This is a genomic window from Edwardsiella piscicida (assembly GCF_021733145.1).
In the GTDB taxonomy this organism is placed as follows: domain Bacteria; phylum Pseudomonadota; class Gammaproteobacteria; order Enterobacterales; family Enterobacteriaceae; genus Edwardsiella; species Edwardsiella piscicida.
On the sequence record NZ_CP090968.1, the window covers coordinates 79,194 to 100,279 of the forward strand.

Annotated in this window: 17 protein-coding genes; 12 read left to right on the forward strand and 5 right to left on the reverse strand. The window is 61.4% G+C overall.

Annotated elements, in window-relative coordinates:
* The first annotated feature begins 2 nt into the window (after window positions 1-2).
* The gene (tdh, locus tag L1P05_RS00405) at window positions 3-1,028 is read left to right on the forward strand and encodes an L-threonine 3-dehydrogenase (protein ID WP_012846966.1); all 1,026 of its coding nucleotides are present in this window, start codon (window positions 3-5) and stop codon (window positions 1,026-1,028) included.
* Between the two features lie 55 nt (window positions 1,029-1,083).
* Here the strand turns inward: tdh and L1P05_RS00410 are convergent, their stop codons facing one another.
* The gene (locus L1P05_RS00410) at window positions 1,084-2,604 is read right to left on the reverse strand and encodes a YifB family Mg chelatase-like AAA ATPase (protein ID WP_012846967.1); all 1,521 of its coding nucleotides are present in this window, start codon (window positions 2,602-2,604) and stop codon (window positions 1,084-1,086) included.
* Between the two features lie 287 nt (window positions 2,605-2,891).
* Here L1P05_RS00410 and L1P05_RS00415 point away from each other — a divergent pair, with 287 nt between their 5' ends.
* The 7 genes from L1P05_RS00415 (at window position 2,892) to ilvA (ending at window position 10,908) form a co-directional block, all read left to right on the forward strand.
* Window positions 2,892-4,127 (forward strand): MFS transporter, encoded by a 1,236-nt coding sequence (locus L1P05_RS00415; RefSeq protein WP_012846968.1) that lies wholly within the window; start codon window positions 2,892-2,894, stop codon window positions 4,125-4,127.
* 127 nt (window positions 4,128-4,254) lie between these two features.
* Entirely contained in the window at window positions 4,255-4,353 is a 99-nt protein-coding gene (gene ilvL / locus L1P05_RS00420; protein WP_071818493.1) for an ilv operon leader peptide, read from the forward strand.
* A gap of 137 nt (window positions 4,354-4,490) precedes the next feature.
* A complete protein-coding gene (gene ilvG, locus L1P05_RS00425; RefSeq protein WP_012846969.1) occupies window positions 4,491-6,140 on the forward strand; it encodes an acetolactate synthase 2 catalytic subunit in 1,650 nt (549 codons plus the stop codon).
* Window positions 6,137-6,427 carry an acetolactate synthase 2 small subunit gene (ilvM, locus tag L1P05_RS00430; protein ID WP_012846970.1) on the forward strand — a complete coding sequence of 97 codons (291 nt, stop codon included), beginning with the start codon at window positions 6,137-6,139 and terminating at the stop codon, window positions 6,425-6,427. Before ilvG ends, ilvM begins: the two co-directional genes overlap by 4 nt.
* Window positions 6,428-6,479: 52 nt before the next feature.
* Window positions 6,480-7,409, forward strand: coding sequence for a branched-chain amino acid transaminase (locus L1P05_RS00435; RefSeq protein ID WP_012846971.1), 930 nt, complete (start codon window positions 6,480-6,482; stop codon window positions 7,407-7,409).
* A 101-nt stretch (window positions 7,410-7,510) separates the two neighbouring features.
* Window positions 7,511-9,361: a dihydroxy-acid dehydratase gene (ilvD, locus tag L1P05_RS00440; RefSeq protein ID WP_012846972.1), complete on the forward strand. Its 1,851-nt coding sequence runs from the start codon at window positions 7,511-7,513 to the stop codon at window positions 9,359-9,361.
* Window positions 9,362-9,363: 2 nt separating this feature from the next.
* Complete coding sequence (gene ilvA, locus L1P05_RS00445; RefSeq protein ID WP_012846973.1) at window positions 9,364-10,908, forward strand: threonine ammonia-lyase, biosynthetic; 1,545 nt, start codon at window positions 9,364-9,366, stop codon at window positions 10,906-10,908.
* Window positions 10,909-10,911: 3 nt separating this feature from the next.
* Here the strand turns inward: ilvA and ilvY are convergent, their stop codons facing one another.
* On the reverse strand, window positions 10,912-11,808 hold the full coding sequence (ilvY, locus tag L1P05_RS00450; RefSeq protein WP_012846974.1) for an HTH-type transcriptional activator IlvY: 897 nt from the start codon (window positions 11,806-11,808) through the stop codon (window positions 10,912-10,914).
* Between the two features lie 198 nt (window positions 11,809-12,006).
* Between ilvY and ilvC the strand changes: the two genes are divergently transcribed.
* The gene (gene ilvC, locus L1P05_RS00455; RefSeq protein WP_012846975.1) at window positions 12,007-13,485 is read left to right on the forward strand and encodes a ketol-acid reductoisomerase; all 1,479 of its coding nucleotides are present in this window, start codon (window positions 12,007-12,009) and stop codon (window positions 13,483-13,485) included.
* On the opposite strand, the gene ppiC is transcribed toward ilvC, so the two are convergent.
* Entirely contained in the window at window positions 13,482-13,763 is a 282-nt protein-coding gene (gene ppiC / locus L1P05_RS00460) for a peptidylprolyl isomerase PpiC (RefSeq protein WP_012846976.1), read from the reverse strand. The genes ilvC and ppiC overlap by 4 nt on opposite strands.
* 213 nt (window positions 13,764-13,976) lie before the next feature.
* On the opposite strand from ppiC, the gene rep reads away from it, so the two are divergent.
* Window positions 13,977-16,004 carry a DNA helicase Rep gene (gene rep / locus L1P05_RS00465; protein WP_015460673.1) on the forward strand — a complete coding sequence of 676 codons (2,028 nt, stop codon included), beginning with the start codon at window positions 13,977-13,979 and terminating at the stop codon, window positions 16,002-16,004.
* A 70-nt stretch (window positions 16,005-16,074) separates the two neighbouring features.
* Here rep and gppA read toward each other — a convergent pair whose 3' ends face one another.
* Together gppA and rhlB are read right to left on the reverse strand one after the other, a co-directional pair.
* Window positions 16,075-17,577, reverse strand: a complete 1,503-nt coding sequence (gene gppA / locus L1P05_RS00470; protein WP_012846978.1) for a guanosine-5'-triphosphate,3'-diphosphate diphosphatase — start codon at window positions 17,575-17,577, stop codon at window positions 16,075-16,077.
* A gap of 5 nt (window positions 17,578-17,582) precedes the next feature.
* Window positions 17,583-18,872, reverse strand: coding sequence for an ATP-dependent RNA helicase RhlB (rhlB, locus tag L1P05_RS00475; RefSeq protein ID WP_015460675.1), 1,290 nt, complete (start codon window positions 18,870-18,872; stop codon window positions 17,583-17,585).
* Window positions 18,873-19,017: 145 nt separating this feature from the next.
* On the opposite strand from rhlB, the gene trxA reads away from it, so the two are divergent.
* A complete protein-coding gene (gene trxA / locus L1P05_RS00480; protein ID WP_012846980.1) occupies window positions 19,018-19,344 on the forward strand; it encodes a thioredoxin TrxA in 327 nt (108 codons plus the stop codon).
* A gap of 433 nt (window positions 19,345-19,777) precedes the next feature.
* Complete coding sequence (gene rho, locus L1P05_RS00485; RefSeq protein ID WP_005297111.1) at window positions 19,778-21,037, forward strand: transcription termination factor Rho; 1,260 nt, start codon at window positions 19,778-19,780, stop codon at window positions 21,035-21,037.
* Window positions 21,038-21,086 lie beyond the last annotated feature (49 nt).

Genomic DNA, 21,086 nt, shown 5'->3' on the forward strand with positions numbered 1-21,086 from the left:
CTATGAAAGCCTTATCCAAACTGAAAGCCGAAGAGGGTATCTGGATGACCGATGTGCCGCTGCCGGCGCTGGGTCACAACGATATCATGATCAAAATCCGTAAGACGGCGATCTGCGGGACGGATGTTCATATCTATAACTGGGACGCGTGGTCGCAGAAGACCATTCCGGTACCGATGGTGGTCGGGCATGAGTACGTGGGTGAGGTGGTAGCCGTCGGCCAGGAGGTCAGCGGCTTTCGCATTGGCGACCGCGTCTCCGGTGAAGGTCACATCACCTGTGGACACTGTCGTAACTGCCGCGCCGGGCGTACCCATCTGTGCCGTAATACCATCGGCGTTGGCGTTAACCGCCAAGGGGCCTTTGCCGAATATCTGGTGATCCCTGCCTTCAATGCGTTCAAGATCCCCGACAATATTCCCGATACGCTGGCGGCGATTTTCGACCCGTTCGGTAACGCGGTGCATACGGCGCTCTCGTTCGATCTGGTCGGGGAGGATGTGCTGGTCTCCGGGGCGGGACCGATCGGCATCATGGCCGCGGCGGTCTGTCGCCACGTTGGGGCACGCCACGTGGTGATCACCGATGTGAATGACTATCGTCTGGATCTGGCGCGTAAGATGGGCGTGACGCGGGCGGTCAACGTTAGTCGGGAGTCGCTGCCGGAGGTGATGCAGGCGCTGGGGATGAGCGAAGGGTTTGACGTCGGGCTGGAGATGTCCGGTGCGCCGCCGGCCTTCCGGACGATGCTGGATACCATGAATCACGGCGGCAAGATCGCCATGCTGGGTATTCCGCCGGGCGATATGGCTATCGACTGGAACCAGGTGATTTTTAAGGGGCTGTTGATTAAAGGGATCTATGGGCGTGAGATGTTTGAAACCTGGTACAAGATGGCGGCGCTGATCCAATCCGGTCTCGATCTGACGCCGATCATCACCCATCAATACGCGATCGATGATTTTCAGAAGGGATTTGACGCGATGCGCTCGGGGCATTCCGGCAAGGTGATCCTGAACTGGTCGTGAGTCCATGGGGTCGCGTCTGAATCATTACGCCCGCGTTATGCGGGCGTAATGCGTTTTATCCCCGCTGCAGGGAGAGCAGTAGCCGATCCATAGCGCGGTAGCTCAGCGCCTCGGCCAGATGGCGGCGTGCAATGTCATCGCATCCTTCCAGATCCGCCAGCGTACGTGCGACTTTCAGCAGCCGATGCCAAGCGCGTACCGATAGCGCCAGGCGCGTGAGCGCCTGCTCCAGATAGAGGGCATCGTCCGGCGCCAGCCGGCAGTCGCGATCGCGGGCGGCACCCTCCAGATGCGCATTGAGCCGGCCGCCGCGGGCGTACTGCCGCGCCCGAGCGGCGCACACGCGTCGGCGCAGAGTCGCACTGTCTTCGCCATCCGCCCGCTGGCGAGCCAGCAGTCCCGGTGACAGCGGCGGCACATCAATCGACAGATCGAAGCGGTCAAGCAGGGGGCCGGACAGCCGGGAGAGGTATCTTAGTACCTGCTGTGGCGCCGCCCGGCGATCGCGTCCGTCAGCGTGGCCACCGCTGCTGGGGTTCATGGCCGCCACCAGCTGTACTCGGGCGGGAAAGCTGACCTTTATCCTGGCGCGAGACAGGTGGACGACGCCGGACTCCAGCGGTTCGCGCAGGGCGTCCAGGGTTCGCCGATCGAATTCGGCCAGCTCGTCAAGAAACAGGACGCCGTGATGGGCCAGCGAGATTTCGCCGGGCTTCGGCAGCGGCCCCCCGCCGATCAGCGCGGCCATGGAGGCGCTGTGGTGTGGCGCGCGAAAGGGGCGCATGCCATAGCGCGGCGGCATTGCGCCCGGGTAGGCTAGGCTGCTGATGGCCGCCTGCTCTAGCGCCTCATCCGGGGTCATCGGCGGCAGCAGGCCCGGCAGGCGACAGGCCAGCATGGTTTTACCGGTGCCCGGCGGCCCGATCAGCAGTAGATTATGTCCACCGGCGGCGGCGATCTCCAGCGCCCGTCGCGCCTGCGCCTGACCGATAATGTCGGCCATATCGCCGGCGCCCGCGCAGTCGCTCGTCATCTTGCCGGCCGGCGCGGTCTCTAGGGATGCCTGGCCGCTCAGAAAGGCGCAGACGGCCAGCAGCGACGGCGCGACGGGGGGACGAGGGGCTGCCAGCAGCCCGAGTTCCGCCGCGTTATCACTGGGCGCTATTAGGGTGCGCTTCGCGCGGGCGGCGCTCAGCGCGGCGGGCAGCGTCCCCTGTACTGAACGCAGATCGCCGGACAGGGCCAGCTCGCCGATAAATTCATAGTCGCCAACGGATACGCGTGGGGCCAGCTGTTCGGACGCCAGCAGCAGCGCCAGCGCCATCGGCAGATCGTAGCGCCCCCCTTCCTTAGGCAGATCGGCGGGTGCCAGGTTCAGCGTAATGCGCTTCGGCGGGAACTGAAATCCGCTGTTCAACATGGCGCAGCGCACCCGATCTTTGGCTTCGCGTACGGCTGTTTCCGGCAGGCCCACCAGGGTAAAGCCCGGTAGGCCGTTGCCGATATGCGCCTCAATGCGGACTTCGGGGGCTTGAATACCCAGGGCGGCGCGCGTGTATACAGTGGCCAGAGTCATGATGGTCTCTCCCTTCGGCATGTCATCATGGCGCAAGCGTTGCGCGGGGAAAGGGGACAGCGTTAGGGATGCGGAGGCGTACGCGGAAAGGCTGGGGTTGTGCAATAATTATTAACACATTAACAATAAATGTAACCCGTCGGCGATTTATCCAGCAGAAAGGCTAGGGGTATTTTAACAAAAGTTATACAAAAAGCTGACGTCCTGCCAACAATATAGATAACCATCCAGGCTAAGGGCGTAAAAGCAGTCTTCTTACCCTACACCCTACCCAAAGGTAACATATTATGCTTGGTTGGTCTGCGCAGCAGCGTAACGTGGCGATTGCCAGCTTTTTAAGCTGGACGCTGGATTCATTCGATTTTTTCATTCTGGTCTTCCTGCTTAGCGATATCGCCCGTACGTTTCACGTCGGGGTGGAGCAGGTCACGCTGGCCATTCTGCTAACGCTGGCGGTACGCCCGATCGGGGCGCTAATTTTTGGTCGGGCGGCGGAGAAGTATGGGCGGCGCCCCATTTTGATGCTGAATATTATCTGCTTCTCCCTGTTTGAACTGCTCTCTGCCGCGGCGCCCTCGCTGCTGATTTTCCTGCTGCTACGGGCGCTGTACGGCGTCGCGATGGGGGGAATTTGGGGTGTTGCATCATCATTGACCATGGAAACCATCCCCGATCGCTCACGTGGGCTGATGTCCGGTATTTTTCAGGCTGGCTACCCGTTTGGCTATTTGCTGGCGGCGGTGATCTATGGATTATGTGCCCAGACGCTGGGCTGGCGCGGTATGTTTATCGTTGGCGCCGTGCCGATTGTTTTACTGCCCTTCATCTACTTTTATGTCCCTGAGTCGCCGGTCTGGCTGGCGGCGCGTGCGCAGCATCAGAGCGTCGCGCTGCTGCCGGTGCTGAGGCGCCACTGGACGCTGTGCGTTTACCTGGTCGCGCTGATGGCGGCGTTTAATTTCTTTAGCCATGGCACTCAGGATCTCTATCCTACCTTTCTTCGCGTGCAGCATGGTTTCTCTACCAATGTCATCAGTATCATTGCCGTTGCCTACAATATTGCGTCCATTATTGGGGGCGTGTTCTTCGGTATCCTGTCGGAGCGGATCGGTCGTAAACGCGCCATCATGCTGGCGGCGCTGTTGGCGCTGCCGGTGATCCCGCTGTGGGCCTTTTCCAGCGGTTCGCTGATGCTGGGCGTCGGTGCTTTTTTGATGCAGTTTATGGTGCAGGGAGCATGGGGCGTGATCCCGACCTATTTGAACGAGCTGGTGCCGGCCAATGCCCGCGCGGTATTGCCGGGCTTTGTCTACCAACTGGGTAATCTGATTGCGTCAGTGAATGCAACGATGCAAGCGTCGATCGCTGCCGATCATGGGCAAAACTATGCGCTGGCGATGGCCATTACGGCGGCCTGCGTCGCGCTCACGATCGTGGCGCTGATCGCCTTTGGCCGGGATACGCGCGGTGTGTCGATGGCAGAGAAAATTCCACGTCAGGATAAGTCTATAAAAATTAGCTAACTCAATGCGTTGCTCGATATTGCGCCAGGGATGGTGCAATTCATACGCAAAAAAAGGGTTGTCAGCGTACAAAAAACTGTGATACCTCTGTAAGCATCGTGTGACAAAACAACAGATTTCACTGTTTATGAGCCTATTCGTCCAAGTGATTAGCCTAGTCGTGATTAGCGTGGTGGTGATTATTATCCCACCGTGCGGGGCTGCACTTGGACGAAGAAGGGCTTAGAAATCAAGCCAAAATCAGAAAAGAGCCTCCGCACCATCCGGTCCGGGGGCTTTTTTTTACGCTGCGGCCGGCGGAGGCAGGGATAGCTTGAATCAGAATAAAATTCTGAAAAATAGGACAGGGTCGGGGAATTAATCATGAATGGAGCGCAGTGGGTAGTACAAGCGTTACGTGCGCAGGGAGTGAACCAGGTTTTCGGTTATCCGGGCGGTGCGATTATGCCGCTGTACGATGCGCTGTATGACGGCGGCGTAGCCCATTTGCTGTGCCGACACGAGCAGGGCGCGGTGATGGCGGCGATTGGCTATGCCCGCGCCAGCGGCCGCGTTGGTGTCTGTATCGCAACCTCTGGCCCCGGCGCCACCAACCTGATCACCGGCCTGGCCGATGCCATGATGGACTCGGTGCCGCTGGTGGCGATCACCGGACAGGTCGCTTCGGCGCTGATTGGCACCGACGCATTTCAAGAGATGGATGTGTTGGGGCTGTCGCTGGCCTGCACCAAACACAGCTTTATGGTGACGTCGCTGGCCGAGCTGCCGGAGGTGATGGATCGCGCGTTTGCCATTGCGATGCAGGGGCGTCCGGGGCCGGTGCTGATCGATATTCCCAAAGATATTCAGCTGGCGCAGGGAGAGCTGGCGACGCCGCTGTGCAGCGTAGCGTCGGCGCAGGCACCCTGCCAGCCCGCGGCGTTGGCGCAGGCGCGTGCCATGCTGGCACAGGCGCAGCGACCGGTGCTGTACGTGGGGGGCGGCGTAGGGATGGCCGATGCGGTGCTGGCGCTGCGCTCTCTGGTGTCGCGCAGCGGGATGCCGGTTGCCGCGACCCTAAAGGGGCTGGGCGCCGCCGATGATCGTCACCCCGCTTACCTGGGGATGCTGGGAATGCACGGCTGCAAGGCGGCTAATCTGGCGGTGCAGCAGTGCGATTTGCTGATTGCCGTCGGTGCCCGCTTTGACGATCGCGTTACCGGCCGCCTCGATGCCTTTGCGCCGCAGGCGCAGGTGATCCATCTGGATATCGATCCGGCGGAGCTGGGCAAGCTGCGCCAGGCGCACGTGTCGCTGTGCGGCGATCTGAACCCGCTGCTGTCGGCGCTGACCATGCCGCTGGATATCGCCCCATGGCTACAGCAGGTGGCGGCGCTCAAGGCGCAGCATGCCTGGCGCTATGACCATCCCGGCGAGGCGATCTATGCACCGCTGTTTTTGCGTCAGCTCTCTGAGTGTAAGCCGCCGCAGGCGGTGGTCACCACCGATGTCGGACAGCACCAGATGTGGAGCGCCCAACATATGCAATTTTCCCTGCCGCAGGATTTTATTACCTCCAGCGGGCTGGGGACCATGGGGTTCGGCATCCCGGCCGCGGTCGGCGCACAGGTCGCTCGCCCTGACGACTGCGTGATCTGCGTCTCCGGCGATGGCTCTTTCATGATGAACGTTCAGGAACTGGGCACCATCAAGCGGGCCAGGCTACCGCTGAAAATCGTGCTGTTGGATAACCAGCGTCTGGGGATGGTGCGCCAGTGGCAGCAGCTGTTCTTTGACGCCCGCTACAGCGAAACCGATCTCTCCGATAATCCGGATTTTTTAACCCTGGCGCAGGCGTTTGATATCCCGGGGCAGCGCATCAGCTGCAAGGCGCAGGTGGCCGGGGCGCTGGAGGCCCTGTTTAGCACCCCGGGTCCTTATCTGCTGCAGGTCGCTATCGACGAATTTGAAAATGTCTGGCCGCTGGTGCCGCCGGGCGCAGGCAACGAATCTATGCTGGAGAACGTATCATGATGCAGAGTCCTTCCTTCCAACACCATCTGGCTATTCAGGCTCGTCGCCGTCCGGAGATCCTGGAGCGGGTCCTGCGCGTGGTGCGCCATCGAGGCTTTGAGATCCACGCCATGAACATGGCTCAGGACGGCGACTGCGATAGCGTCAGTATTGAGCTGACGGTGGCCAGTACGCGGCCGGTCACGCTGCTGTCGTCTCAGTTGAGTAAGCTGCTGGACGTCGCGCGGGTTGACGTCAGCGCCCCGCGATCGCTGCGCATGCTGCCCCGCCGTCAGGCGCTGGGCTGAGTGATTTTCCCCGTTATCGAATCAGGCGCAGGTCGCCAAAAGGAATAAATCAATGACCACCAAGAAAGCGGATTATATCTGGTTTAACGGCGACATGGTGCCCTGGGGCGAGGCCCGAGTACACGTGATGTCTCACGCCCTGCACTACGGCACCTCGGTTTTTGAGGGGGTGCGTTGCTACGACACCCACCGCGGTCCGGCGGTATTCCGCCACCGTGAACATATGCAGCGCCTGCATGATTCGGCGCGGATTTACCGTATGCCGCTGGCCTACAGCGTTGACGAGTTGATGGCCGCCTGTCGTGAAACCCTGCGCCGGAATCAGCTGTCGAGCGCCTATATCCGCCCGCTGGTCTTTATCGGTGATGTCGGCATGGGCGTGAATCCACCCGCGGGCTATAGCACGGATGTGATCCTCGCTGCTTTCCCCTGGGGAGCCTATCTGGGGGAGGAGGCGCTGGAGCAAGGCATCGATGCCATGGTCTCCTCTTGGCATCGGGCCGCGCCCAATACCATCCCAACCGCGGCCAAGGCCGGGGGAAACTATCTCTCTTCGCTGCTGGTGGGATCAGAGGCGCGGCGCCACGGTTATCAGGAGGGCATTGCGCTGGATGTCCACGGCTATGTATCTGAGGGCGCCGGTGAAAACCTGTTTATGGTGAAAAACGGGGTGATCTTCACGCCGCCCTTTACCTCCGCCGCCCTGCCGGGGATCACCCGCGATGCGATCATCACCCTGGCGCAGGCGCAGGGGCTAGAGGTCCGGGAGCAGGTGTTGTCACGCGAGGCGCTGTACCTGGCCGATGAAATTTTCATGTCGGGCACCGCGGCCGAAATCACGCCGGTGCGCAGCGTGGACGGGATCCAGGTCGGGATTGGTCGCTGTGGCCCTATCACCAAGCGGGTACAGCAGGCCTTTTTTGGCCTGTTCAACGGCCAGACTGAGGACCGCTTTGGCTGGCTGGATCCGGTGAATCCGTAAGCCTGCCGCGACGGTAGCCTGAGCCGATGGGGCGCCGGAAGCGCGGCGCCCGTTCATTGATTTTCCCGCGCAGTGCGGGTAACGCAGGGAGTGAATTGTGCATGCCTAAGTATCGTTCTGCCACGACTACCCATGGCCGTAATATGGCCGGTGCCCGCGCGCTGTGGCGCGCGACCGGAATGACCGACGCGGATTTCGGCAAGCCGATCATTGCCGTGGTGAACTCGTTTACCCAGTTTGTGCCGGGCCATGTGCATCTGCGCGATTTGGGCCGGCTGGTCGCCGCACAGATCGAGGCCGCCGGCGGCGTAGCGAAAGAGTTTAATACCATCGCCGTGGATGACGGTATCGCCATGGGGCACGGCGGCATGCTCTATTCGCTGCCCTCGCGGGAGCTTATCGCCGACTCCGTTGAGTATATGGTCAATGCCCACTGCGCCGATGCCATGGTCTGCATATCCAACTGCGACAAGATAACGCCGGGGATGATGATGGCGGCGCTGCGCCTGAATATCCCGGTGATTTTTGTCTCTGGGGGCCCGATGGAGGCCGGTAAAACCAAGCTCTCTGATCGGTTGATTAAGCTGGATCTGGTCGATGCGATGATCCAGGGCGCCAATCCGCAGGTCAGCGATGCACAGAGTGAACAGATCGAGCGCGCCGCCTGCCCAACCTGCGGCTCCTGCTCTGGGATGTTTACCGCGAACTCCATGAACTGCCTGACCGAGGCGCTGGGGCTGGCGCTGCCGGGCAACGGTTCTCTGCTGGCGACCCACGCCGATCGCCGGGCGCTGTTCGAGGAGGCGGGGCGGCGTATCGTCGCTCTGACCCACCGCTACTATGAGCAGGATGATGCGTCGGCGCTGCCGCGCAGCATCGCCGGCAAGGCGGCCTTTGAGAATGCCATGACGCTGGATATTGCCATGGGGGGATCGACCAATACGGTGCTGCATCTGCTGGCCGCGGCGCAGGAGGGGGAGATCGACTTTACCCTGGCGGACATCGATCGCCTGTCGCGCCAGGTGCCACACCTGTGCAAGGTCGCGCCCAGCACGCCGGATTATCATATGGAGGACGTACACCGCGCGGGCGGCGTAATGGGGCTCCTGGGTGAGCTGGATCGCGCGGGGCTGCTCAATCGGGGCGTTGTTAACGTTCTGGGGCTGGATCTGAATGAAACTCTGGCGCGCTACGACATCATGCGCAGCGACGATGAGGCGCTGCGACGTCTGTATAGCGCCGGGCCTGCCGGGCTGCGTACCGTGGAGCCTTTTTCGCAGTCCTGCCGCTGGGATGCGCTGGATAGAGACCGGCAGCATGGCTGTATCCGCGCGCGTGAGCATGCCTATAGCCAGGATGGCGGGCTGGCGGTGCTCTCGGGCAACCTGGCGCAGGATGGCTGCATCGTCAAGACCGCCGGCGTTGATCCCGAGAGCCTGATCTTCCGCGGCCCGGCCCGGGTATTTGAAAGCCAAGAGGGGGCCGTCGAGGCGATACTCGGCGGACGGATCCAGCCTGGCGACGTGCTGGTGATCCGCTATGAAGGCCCCAAGGGCGGGCCGGGGATGCAGGAGATGCTCTATCCTACCGCCTATCTCAAGTCGATGGGGCTGGGCAAGCAGTGCGCCCTGATCACCGACGGGCGCTTTTCCGGCGGAACCTCCGGTCTGTCCATCGGGCATGTCTCGCCGGAGGCCGCCAGCGGCGGCGCCATTGCGCTGGTGCGCGACGGCGATCCGATCGAGATCGATATTCCGGCGCGTCATATCCGCATAGCCATTGCCGAAAGCGAGCTGGCGCTGCGTCGCCAGCAGGAGCAGGCGCGCGGCGCACAGGCGTGGACCCCGCGCGACCGGCGTCGTGCGGTCTCGCTAGCCCTGCGTGCCTACGCCAGCCTGGCGACCAGCGCCGACCGCGGCGCGGTGCGCGATAGAGCGAAGCTGGGAGGCTAACGATGACGTCGAAACCCCTTATCTCTTCGGCGCCGGACGGCGCGGAATACCTGCGGGCGGTGCTGCGCTCACCGGTGTATGAGGTGGCGCAGGTCACGCCGCTGCAGGCGATGGAGAAGCTTTCAGGCCGCCTGGGTAACCATATTCTGGTCAAGCGCGAGGATCGTCAGCCGGTGCACAGCTTTAAGCTGCGCGGAGCCTACGCGATGATCGCCGGGCTGAGTGAGGCTCAGCGGGCCTGCGGCGTGATCACCGCCTCAGCGGGAAATCATGCCCAGGGCGTGGCGCTGTCGGCGTCGCGGCTGGGGATCGCGGCGACCATTGTCATGCCGCGGGCGACGGCGGAGATCAAGGTTGAGGCGGTACGTGGCTTCGGCGGCCGGGTGCTGCTGTACGGCGCCAACTTTGATGAGGCCAAGGCCCATGCTATCCAGATGGCGCAGGAAACCGGCATGACCTTTATTCCGCCCTTCGATCATCCAGCGGTGATCGCCGGCCAGGGAACCCTGGCGCTGGAGCTGTTGCAGCAGGATGCCCATCTCGACCGTATTTTTGTGCCGGTGGGCGGCGGCGGGCTGGCCGCCGGCGTGGCCGTACTGATTAAACAGCTGATGCCGCAGGTCAAGGTGATCGGCGTGGAGGCCGAGGACTCCGCCTGCCTGCGAGCGGCGCTGGATGCCGGTCAGCCGGTGGATCTGCCGCGGGTTGGCCTGTTCGCTGAAGGGGTGGCGGTCAAACGCATCGGTGACGAGACGTTCCGCCTGTGCCAGCGCTATTTGGACGATGTGATTACGGTGGATAGCGACGCTATCTGCGCCGCCGTCAAGGATCTGTTTGAGGATGTGCGGGCCGTGGCGGAGCCGTCGGGCGCGCTGGCGCTGGCCGGGTTGAAACAGTATGTCCAGCGACACGCGCTGCGCGGCGAGCGGCTGGCGCACGTGCTGTCCGGCGCCAATCTGAACTTTCACGGCCTACGCTATGTATCAGAGCGCTGTGAGCTGGGTGAGCAGCGCGAGGCGCTGCTGGCGGTGACCATCCCGGAGCGTAAGGGCAGCTTCCTGGCGTTTTGTCAGCTGCTGGGGGGGCGCTCGGTGACCGAGTTTAACTACCGCTACGCCGATGCCGACAGCGCCTGCATTTTTGTCGGCGTGCGGCTGACCAACGGGCGTGGCGAGCGTGAGGAGATCATCGCCTCGCTGCGCGGCGGCGGCTATCAGGTGGTGGATCTCTCCGATGATGAGATGGCCAAGCTGCACGTGCGCTATATGGTGGGCGGCCGGCCCAGTAAGCCGCTGCAGGAGCGCCTGTATAGCTTTGAGTTTCCCGAGGCTCCCGGGGCGCTGCTGAAGTTCCTGCATACCCTGGGCACCCATTGGAACATCTCCCTGTTTCACTATCGCAGCCACGGCACCGACTTTGGCCGGGTACTGGCGGCGTTTGAGCGGCCGGACAGCGATGCCAGCTTCGAGGCGCGTCTCAAAGAGCTGGGCTATGAGTGCCACGATGAGACGGGGAATCCGGCGTTTCGCTTCTTTTTGCAGGGATAGCGCTTAAGGCGTCGCGCGGGCCAGCAGCGACCAGAAGGCGGCGATCGGCGGCTCGCGCAGGCGTTTATGCTGCACGCAGACGCCGAGCTCAAAGGGGGCGATGGCAACGTCGTTGTCCAGCGTGACGATGCGGGCGCGTACGCTGTCCGGGCTGTTATCGATCACCACCTCGGGCAGCAGTGCGATGCCGCAGCCCAGCGCCACCATGGAGACGATGGCTTCATGACCGGCGACGGTGGCGTAAATGCGCGGTGCCGGGATACGGCGGCGGCGAAACCACTGATCGATGCGCTGCCGCGCCGGCCCATGCTGCGGCAGAATAAACGGGATCTGCGCCCAGTCTGGGCGAGGGCTCTGTGCCTGACGGCGTACCGGGCAGGGCTGAGCCGGGGCGATCAGCCGCAGCGGGATTTCGCCAATCGGGCAGAATTCAACGTGGGCGGGCAGCGACTGCGGTCGTCCGGCGATGGCCAGATCCGCCGCGCCGCCCTGAACTTTGCTGACGGCGTCGGCGGCATCGCCGGTGGTCAGGCGGATATCCACCTGCGGATGATGGGCGCGAAAACGGTCCAGGATCGGCGGTAGATGGCTGTAGGCGGCGGTGACGGAGCAGAACAGGTGCAGCTCGCCGCACAGCGCCGCGCCGTGGCTGTCTAACCCGCCGCGCAGTTGTCGGTAGTGCAGCAGCGTCTGGCGGGCGAAATCCTGCAGCTGTTCGCCCGCCGCCGTTAGGCGGACGTCGCGGTTGTCGCGCAGCAACAGCGGCTGGCCGAGCTCCTCCTCTAAACGCTGGATCTGGCGCGATAGCGTCGAGGGGCTGACGTGCACCGCCGCCGCGGTACGGCCAAAGTGGCGGCTTTCAGACAGGTGCAAAAACAGCTTCAGGTCGCGGATATCCATCGTATGACGTCGCCTCGGTTGTTGCAAAATACGCAATTACATCTTCTCAATATATCAATTTAAGCAACAACCGTCCTGGCCTATGATGGATTTATCGCCACCGGACAGACGCCGGACGGGCAGGGTAACGGACAATGGGGTGTCGCCGGTAATATCGCCGGGAGCACGGCCGCATCAGTGAACAGGATGGAGTGCAGCATGACCAACTATTTTAATACGCTGAATCTGCGTCAGCAGCTGGCGCAGCTGGGTAAGTGCCGTTTTATGGCGCGGGCGGAGTTTGCCGATGGGGTCAATGCCCTGCGCGGTAAGAAGGTGGTGATCGTCGGCTGCGGCGCCCAGGGGCTGAACCAGGGGCTGAACATGCGCGACTCGGGGCTGGACGTCGCCTATGCCCTGCGGGCAGAGGCGATCGCCGAACGGCGCGACTCATATCGTCGCGCCACCGAGCACGGTTTCAGCGTCGGGGATTATCAAACCCTGATCCCCCAGGCCGATCTGGTTATCAACCTGACGCCGGACAAACAGCATGCCGCCGTGGTCAGCGCGGTGCAGCCGCTGATGAAGCAGGGGGCGGCGCTGGGGTATTCGCACGGCTTCAATATCGTTGAGGTGGGGCAGCAGATCCGCCCGGACATCACCGTGGTGATGGTTGCCCCCAAGTGCCCCGGCACCGAAGTGCGCGAGGAGTATAAGCGCGGCTTTGGCGTACCGACCCTGATCGCGGTGCACCCGGAAAACGATCCGCGCGGAGAGGGGATGGCGATTGCCAAGGCGTGGGCGTCGGCGACCGGCGGCGATCGCGCCGGGGTGTTGGTGTCATCGTTTGTGGCGGAGGTAAAGTCTGACCTGATGGGCGAGCAGACCATTCTGTGTGGGATGCTGCAGACCGGCTCGCTGCTGTGCTATGAGCGTTTGGTCGCCGAGGGGGCCGATCCGGCCTGGGCCGGCAAGCTGATCCAGTTTGGCTGGGAGACCATCACCGAGGCCCTGAAGCAGGGCGGGATCACCCTGATGATGGATCGCCTCTCCAATCCCGCCAAGCTGCGCGCCTATGCGTTAGCCGAGCAGCTCAAGACGCTGATGGCGCCGCTGTTTGCCAAGCATATGGATGACATTCTCTCCGGGGCCTTCTCGCAGGGGATGATGGCGGACTGGGCCGCGGACGATGATCACCTGCTGACCTGGCGCGCGGAGACCGGCGAAAGCGCTTTTGAAAAGGCGCCACCGTTTGAGGGCAAGATCGATGAGCAGACCTATTTCGATCGCGGTGTGCTGCTGGTGGCGATGGTGAAGGCCGGGGTCGAGCTGGCCTTTGAAACCATGGTCGCCTCCGGCATCGTCGCCGAGTCCGCCTACTATGAGTCGCTGCATGAGCTGCCGCTGATCGCCAATACCATCGCCCGTCGGCGACTGTATGAGATGAACGTGGTTATCTCGGATACCGCCGAATATGGCAACTACCTGTTTGCCAACGCGGCGGTACCGCTGCTGCGCCAAGCGTTTATGGCGACGCTGCAGCCGGGGGATCTGGGGCAGTCGCTGCCGGCGGAGGCGGTGGATAACGCCGCGCTGCGGGAGGTCAATCAGGCCATCCGTCAGCATCCCATTGAGACGGTCGGTGAGCGCCTGCGCGGCTATATGACCGATATGAAGCGCGTGGCCGTCGCCGGTTAGCTGCGGTACAGCACCTTAATGATGTGGTAGCCAAAACGGGTTTTGATCGGGCCGATAGGGGTCAGCAGTGGACCGCTGAAGACGGCGCGATCAAACTCGGGCACCATGCTTCCCTTCGTAAACTCCCCCAAGTCGCCGCCCTGGCGCTTTGAGGGGCAGCGTGAATGGCGACGCGCCAGCGTTTGAAATTGGGCGCCTCGCTTCAGCTTTTGCAGCAGCGATTCGGCCTCTGCCTGACTCTCGACCAAAATGTGCAGTGCGGCGGCGCGGCGGGCCATGGGGATATCCTTAGGGTTATTGAGATCGGTGACGCAGAGATCGCGCAGGCGTCTGACGGTATGCGATCGCCCGCCGGCGCGATGAAAACCTGCGTAGTGTACGGCGGCGGCGCAGCGCAGGCAATGCGCCGACGGCGCGGTTTTTTTTCCGCCGTCGCTTTCTGCTACAATCGCCTCCCGCCCACGGGGGTCATCATTAGCAGGAATATCGTCATGCGCTTAAATCCCGGTCAACAGCAGGCCGTCGAATTTGTTACCGGCCCCTGTCTGGTTTTGGCGGGCGCCGGCTCCGGTAAGACTCGGGTAATCACCAACAAGATAGCCCATCTGATCCGCGTGTGCGGCTATCAGGCGCGCCACATCGCCGCAGTCACCTTCACCAATAAGGCCGCGCGCGAGATGAAAGAGCGCGTGGCGCAGACGCTGGGGCGCAAAGAGGCCCGCGGGCTGATGATTTCAACTTTCCATACCCTGGGGCTGGAGATCATCAAGCGTGAGTATAAGGCGCTGGGAATGAAGTCTAACTTCTCCCTGTTCGACGATCAGGATCAGCTGGCGTTGCTGACCGACCTGACTGAGCGCTGGCTGGAAAAGGACAAAACCCAGCTGCAGCAGCTGATCGCGACCATCTCCAACTGGAAGAACGATCTGATCGATCCCGCCCAGGCGGCGGCGCAGGCGCGCTCAGCGCGGGAGCGCCTGTTCGCCGACTGCTATGGCCTGTATGACACCCAGCTCAAGTCCTGCAATGTGCTGGATTTTGACGATTTGATCCTGCTGCCGACGCTGCTGCTGCGCCGTGATCCAGAGGTACGCGAGCGCTGGCAGCAGCGTATCCGCTACCTGCTGGTCGATGAGTATCAGGACACCAACACCAGCCAGTATGAGCTGGTAAAGCTGCTGGTCGGTACCCGCGCTCGCTTTACCGTGGTGGGCGACGACGATCAGTCCATCTACTCCTGGCGCGGCGCGCGCCCGCAGAATTTGGTGCTGCTGAAAGAGGACTTTCCGGCGCTGCAGGTGGTCAAGCTGGAGCAGAACTACCGCTCTTCGCAGCGCATTCTGAAGGCGGCCAATATTCTGATCGCCAATAACCCACACGTATTTGAAAAGCGCCTGTTTTCTGAGCTGGGCTACGGTGAGCCGCTGAAGGTGATCACGGCCAATAATGAGGATCATGAGGCGGAGCGGGTGGTCGGCGAACTGATCGCCCATCACTTTATTCACAAAACCGCCTACAGCGACTATGCGATCCTCTATCGCGGTAACCATCAGTCGCGGGTGTTCGAAAAAATGCTGATGCAAAACCGCATTCCGTACAAGATTTCGGGTGGAACCTCTTTCTTTTCCCGCGCGGAGATCAAAGATCTGCTCTCCTACCTGCGGGTGTTGACCAACCCGGATGATGACAGTGCCTTTTTGCGTATCGTCAATACGCCGCGGCGAGAGATCGGCCCTTCGACCCTGCAAAAGCTCGGGGCCTGGGCGAATCAGCGCGGTATCAGCCTGTTTCGCGCCAGCTTTGACGTGGGGCTAGAGCAGACCCTGAGCGGGCGCGGTCTGGCGTCGCTGCAGCATTTTACCCGCTGGATGGATGAGCTCTCCCAGCTGTGTGAGCGCGACGCGACGGCGGCGGTACGCGATCTGATCCACGGCATCGACTATGAGAGCTGGCTGTTTGAGACGTCGGCCAGCCCGCGTGCGGCGGAGATGCGCATGAAGAACGTCAACCAGCTGTTCGGCTGGATGACCGACATGCTGCAGGGCAGCGATCTGGATGAGCCGATGACCCTGACGCAGGTGGTGAATCGCTTTACGCTGCGCGACATGATGGAGCGCGGTGAGTCTGAGGAAGAGGCCGATCAGGTGCAGCTGATGACCCTGCATGCCTCCAAGGGGCTGGAGTTCCCCTACGTGTATCTGGTCGGGATGGAGGAGGGGCTGCTGCCGCATCAGAGCAGCATCGATGAGGACAACGTCGATGAGGAGCGGCGCCTGGCCTATGTCGGTATCACCCGCGCTCAGAAAGAGCTGGTGTTTACCCTGTGCCGCGAGCGCCGCCAGTACGGTGAGCTGATGCGTCCGGAACCCAGCCGTTTTCTGCTGGAGCTACCGCAGGACGATCTGAGCTGGGAGAGCGCCCGTAAGGTGGTCAGCCCGCAGGAGCGCATGCAGCGTGGGCAGTCCCACTTGGCCAATCTGAAGGCGCAGCTGGCGCGGGCGAAATCGGCGCAGGATTAAGGGACATCAGCGCGTAGGAAAACGCGCGCGGGGCGCCCGACGAGCGTCCCGCGCGGGGTAGGATCAGGCGTTACGCCGACGTTGCGTCGACGATCTGCAGCGGCCAGTGGGCGTAGCCCTGCCACAGACTCTCCTGCTGCAGGCTTTCGGCGCGCAGCGGGTGGTCGGCGAGCCAGTCCACCGGCAGGATCAGACGCAGGGCGTCCTCCTCGCAGACCTGCGTCAGCAGCGGCGGCAGCGCGCCGTCGTGGCGCTGACTGGCGAAAATGATCGCCAGGCGCAGCAGGCGACACAGCCGCTGGGCGGTGCGGAGCGGAACGGCGTTCTGCTGGCCAAACAGCGCCAGATTGAGCGGACCGCTCTGGTTAGCCAGCAGGGTCGCCAGCAGCTTTTTCTGCGCCGGCGTGAAGCCGGGCAGATCCAGATGGCGAACCAGATAGGCGGCGTGCTGCGGCGCCTGACGCACATCTACGCTCAGCCCCAGCTCATGGAGCAGGCAGGCCGCGTGCAGCAGCGTATGGGCACAGCTGTCCAGCGGCCACGGGGTCGAGAGCTGGCGGGCCAGACCATCGGCCAGGCGCCAGACTCGCTCGGCCTGCCCTTCATCGATCAAAAAGCGGCGCTGAATGTTATGCAGCGTCCGGGTACGGACATCGCAGCCCACCGGCAGCGCCAGCATGCCATAGACCAGACCTTCGCGCAGCGCGCCGCCGGAGAGGGTCATGCTGTCAATATGCAGCGCTTCAAACAGGGCGATCAGAATGGCCAGGCCGCTGGGGAACACCAGGGCGCGCTCCAGGGTCAGTCCGTCGATCTCCAGTTCTTCAAGCTTACCGCACTCGATGGCGCGATCGCGCAGCTGACACAGCTTATCCAGGGTGATGCGTTCGTCCATCCCCTGGGCGACCATGATCTCCTGCAGAGCCTGCACGGTACCGGATGCGCCGACGCAGGCCTGCCAGCCATGGCGTAGCAGCGTATCGCGTACCGGGGCGATCATCGCATGCGCGGCATCGCCAGCGCGGGCAAAGTTGGCCTGTGTCAGGTGGCGGTCGCTGAAGTAGCGCTCTAGCCAGGTGACACAGCCCATCTGCAGGCTGAACAGAACGTCGGCCTTGGCGCCTTCGCCGCAGGCCAGCTCGGTACTGCCGCCGCCGATGTCGACCACCAGCCGCCGACGGGCGCCGCCGGTGGTGTGAGCAACCCCCTGATAAATCAGGCGAGCTTCCTCTTCACCGCTGATGATGCGTACCGGACGCCCCAGAATTTCCTGCGCACGCGCGATGAACGCGTCGGCGTTCCGGGCGATGCGCAGCGTCGCCGTCGCAACGACCCGGATGTGGTCGGTGGGAATATCCTGCAGGCGTTCGGCGAAGAGGTGCAGGCACTGCCAGCCGCGCTGCATCGCATCCGGCGACAGAATATTGTCAGCGTCCAGACCGGCGGCCAGGCGCACCTTGCGCTTGATCCGCGCCAGCGTCTGGATACCGCCGGCCATCTCACGCACCACCAGCATGTGGAAGCTGTTAGAGCCTAAGTCGATGGCGGCATACAACGCGGCGCTCTTGCTCATGCTGATTAACCTGAGCGTTTACGGTTCGGGCGCGGTGCACCGCTGCCGCGGCGCGGCGATCCCGGACGGCGTGCGCCGGCGCCGTTACGGCTACGGCTCAGGCGTTTGGGGGCCGGCAGATCTTTGAGCAGGGCGTCGCTGTTGTATTTGCTGACCGGAATCGAATGGCCGATATAGCTTTCGATCGCCGGCAGGTTCAGCACATACTCTTCACAGGCGAGGCTGATGGACTTGCCGCTGGCGCCGGCGCGGCCGGTACGGCCGATACGGTGTACGTAGTCTTCACAGTCATCGGGCAGGTCATAGTTAAACACATGGGTGACCGCCGGGATATGCAGGCCGCGCGCGGCGACGTCGGTGGCAACCAGAATATCGATGTGCCCCTTGGTGAAGTCTTCCAGGATGCGCAGGCGTTTTTTCTGCGGTACGTCCCCGGTCAGCAGACCGACGCGGTGGCCATCGGCGGCCAGGTGCCCCCAGATGTCCTCACAGCGGTGCTTGGTGTTGGCGAAAATGATGCAGCGATCCGGCCACTCCTCTTCCAGCAGCGTCTGCAGCAGGCGCATTTTCTCTTCGTTGGAGGGGTAGAACAGCTCTTCCTGGATCCGGTGACCGGTTTTTTGCTCCGGCTCAACCTCGACATACTCGGCGTTGTTCATATGTTCGAACGCCAGTTCGCGTACGCGGTAAGAGAGGGTTGCGGAAAACAGCATGTTAAGGCGCTGGGCGGTCGGCGGCATACGGCGGAACAGCCAGCGAATATCTTTGATAAAGCCCAGATCGAACATGCGATCGGCTTCGTCGAGAACCACGACCTGAATGGCGCCAAGGTCAACGTGACCCTGCTTGGCATAGTCGATCAGGCGTCCGGTGGTACCGATCAGGATATCGACACCCTGCTCTAAGACCCGGAGCTGCTTGTCATAGCCATCGCCGCCGTAGGCCAGGCCGAGGCGCAGGCCGGTTTCTTGGGCCAGCGGTTCGGCATCGGAGTGGATCTGGACGGCCAGCTCACGTGTCGGCGCCATAATCAGCGCGCGCGGCTGATTGGTTTTGCGCTCGGCAATGGCCGGATGAGTCAGTAGATAATGAAAAGTAGACGCTAAAAATGCTAGCGTCTTGCCGGTGCCGGTTTGCGCCTGTCCCGCAACGTCACGCCCGGCGATCGCCAGGGGCAATGCCAGTGCCTGAATGGGAGTGCAGCTGTGAAACCCTTTTGATTCAAGGGCTTTGATCACCATTGGGTGCAGGGCGAAGTCGGCAAACTTCTGTTCAGTCAAGTGTGTTTTGCTCATAATGGCGTAGAATAACAGTTAACCGTATCTTCACGAAAGTATTGCTTTACGAAAGCGTATCCGATGAAATAAAGTCAACCCTTTGTTGGGGGAAGTAGGCTATTACTATAACCAACAAGGCAGACTTAATCCTGTGGAGTAGAACATGAGCGATAAAATTGTTCACCTGAGCGACAGTGGCTTCGAGGCTGACGTGCTGAAGGCTGAAGGCCCGATCCTGGTTGATTTCTGGGCTGAATGGTGCGGTCCGTGCAAGATGATTGCTCCGATCCTGGACGAAATCGCAGCCGAGTATGCAGGGAAGCTGACCATTGCTAAGCTGAATATCGACGAAAACCCGGCCACTGCGCCGAAGTACGGTATTCGTGGTATTCCGACGCTGCTGCTGTTCAAGAACGGCGCGGTTGCGGCCACCAAAGTGGGCGCGCTGTCCAAGACTCAGTTGAAAGAGTTCCTGGATGCCAACCTGTAAGGTTGCCCGCCATTTGTGACGGCGTCCGGCGGTTAACGGATTCTTGCTGTTGACCGCTAGACGTCCGCTCATAAGCGTGTTAAGTTTAACCACGCTGCCTAGTCAGTGCTTACCTGTAGTTTGAATCATCTGGTTTGAACCAAAAGTTAGAATCTAAGTTTTACTCTGTTTGAAACCTCTGTATCGCCAGCGTTCTTCCTGTTGTATATGGCCGTGTCGCCGGGATGAAGCATGGATCAGCAAGTTAAAACATAGGTTTTAAATCGTTAACGCCTCTTTCGTCCCATCAGCGAGAATCGTCCGCTGGATCTGTCGCACCGTTAGCAGCATGGGCGCGCAGGGGAAGGAAAGTTCGCAAACAGGCATGGATGACCCCGTCATACCATTCACTATACAGTTCGAGATATACCCCGAGTTTAAAGAACCCACCACTATGAATCTTACCGAATTAAAGAATACGCCGGTTTCTGAGTTGATTACGCTTGGCGAGAGCATGGGGCTGGAAAATCTGGCGCGCATGCGTAAGCAGGATATTATTTTTGCCATCCTCAAGCAGCATGCGAAAAGCGGCGAAGATATTTTTGGCGATGGCGTGCTGGAGATCCTGCAGGATGGTTTTGGATTCCTGCGCTCCGCAGACAGCTCCTACCTTGCCGGTCCCGATGATATCTACGTTTCCCCCAGCCAAATCCGCCGTTTTAACCTGCGTACCGGTGATACCATTTCCGGTAAAATTCGTCCGCCGAAAGAGGGCGAGCGCTACTTTGCCCTGCTGAAGGTTAACGAAGTTAACTATGACAAACCGGAGAATGCCCGCAGCAAGATCCTGTTTGAAAACCTGACGCCGCTGCACGCCAACTCGCGTCTGCGCATGGAGCGCGGCAACGGTTCTACGGAAGACTTGACCGCCCGCGTGCTGGATCTGGCCTCGCCGATTGGCCGTGGTCAGCGCGGTCTGATCGTCGCTCCGCCGAAGGCCGGTAAGACGATGCTGCTGCAGAACATCGCCCAGAGCATCGCCTATAACCATCCTGACTGCGTGCTGATGGTGCTGCTGATCGATGAACGTCCGGAAGAGGTGACGGAGATGCAGCGTCTGGTGAAGGGCGAAGTGGTTGCTTCGACCTTTGATGAACCGGCGTCACGTCACGTTCAGGTCGCTGAAATGGTGATCGAAAAGGCCAAGCGTCTGGTTGAACACAAGAAAGACGTGATCATCCTGCTGGACTCCATCACCCGTCTGGCCCGCGCCTATAACACCGTGGTGCCGGCCTCCGGTAAAGTCTTGACCGGCGGCGTGGACGCCAACGCCCTGCATCGTCCGAAGCGCTTCTTCGGCGCGGCGCGTAACGTGGAAGAGGGCGGCAGCCTGACCATCATCGCGACGGCGCTGATCGATACCGGCTCTAAGATGGATGAGGTTATCTACGAAGAGTTTAAGGGTACCGGTAACATGGAGCTGCATCTGTCGCGTAAGATTGCTGAGAAGCGCGTCTTCCCCGCCATCGATTACAACCGCTCCGGTACCCGTAAAGAAGAGCTGCTCACCACGCCGGAGGAACTGCAGAAGATGTGGATCCTGCGCAAGATTATTCACCCGATGGGTGAGATCGATGCGATGGAGTTCCTGATCAATAAGTTGGCAATGACCAAAACTAACGACGAGTTCTTTGACATGATGAAACGCTCTTAATCATCGGCTCTGCCAACTCGGGAAAAACGACGCCACGTTAGCAATAACG

Coding starts and splice junctions, on each gene's coding strand:
- tdh (WP_012846966.1), top strand. CDS start 3: ATGAAAGCCTTATCCAAACTGAAAGCCGAAGAGGGTATCTGGATGACC.
- L1P05_RS00415 (WP_012846968.1), top strand. CDS start 2,892: ATGCTTGGTTGGTCTGCGCAGCAGCGTAACGTGGCGATTGCCAGCTTT.
- ilvD (WP_012846972.1), top strand. CDS start 7,511: ATGCCTAAGTATCGTTCTGCCACGACTACCCATGGCCGTAATATGGCC.
- ppiC (WP_012846976.1), bottom strand. CDS start 13,763: ATGGCCCGCCGCGCCGCCGCACTGCACATTTTGGTCGAGAGTCAGGCA.
- ilvY (WP_012846974.1), bottom strand. CDS start 11,808: ATGGATATCCGCGACCTGAAGCTGTTTTTGCACCTGTCTGAAAGCCGC.
- ilvA (WP_012846973.1), top strand. CDS start 9,364: ATGACGTCGAAACCCCTTATCTCTTCGGCGCCGGACGGCGCGGAATAC.
- trxA (WP_012846980.1), top strand. CDS start 19,018: ATGAGCGATAAAATTGTTCACCTGAGCGACAGTGGCTTCGAGGCTGAC.
- rep (WP_015460673.1), top strand. CDS start 13,977: ATGCGCTTAAATCCCGGTCAACAGCAGGCCGTCGAATTTGTTACCGGC.
- ilvL (WP_071818493.1), top strand. CDS start 4,255: ATGAGCCTATTCGTCCAAGTGATTAGCCTAGTCGTGATTAGCGTGGTG.
- L1P05_RS00410 (WP_012846967.1), bottom strand. CDS start 2,604: ATGACTCTGGCCACTGTATACACGCGCGCCGCCCTGGGTATTCAAGCC.
- L1P05_RS00435 (WP_012846971.1), top strand. CDS start 6,480: ATGACCACCAAGAAAGCGGATTATATCTGGTTTAACGGCGACATGGTG.
- gppA (WP_012846978.1), bottom strand. CDS start 17,577: ATGAGCAAGAGCGCCGCGTTGTATGCCGCCATCGACTTAGGCTCTAAC.
- rho (WP_005297111.1), top strand. CDS start 19,778: ATGAATCTTACCGAATTAAAGAATACGCCGGTTTCTGAGTTGATTACG.
- rhlB (WP_015460675.1), bottom strand. CDS start 18,872: ATGAGCAAAACACACTTGACTGAACAGAAGTTTGCCGACTTCGCCCTG.
- ilvG (WP_012846969.1), top strand. CDS start 4,491: ATGAATGGAGCGCAGTGGGTAGTACAAGCGTTACGTGCGCAGGGAGTG.
- ilvC (WP_012846975.1), top strand. CDS start 12,007: ATGACCAACTATTTTAATACGCTGAATCTGCGTCAGCAGCTGGCGCAG.
- ilvM (WP_012846970.1), top strand. CDS start 6,137: ATGATGCAGAGTCCTTCCTTCCAACACCATCTGGCTATTCAGGCTCGT.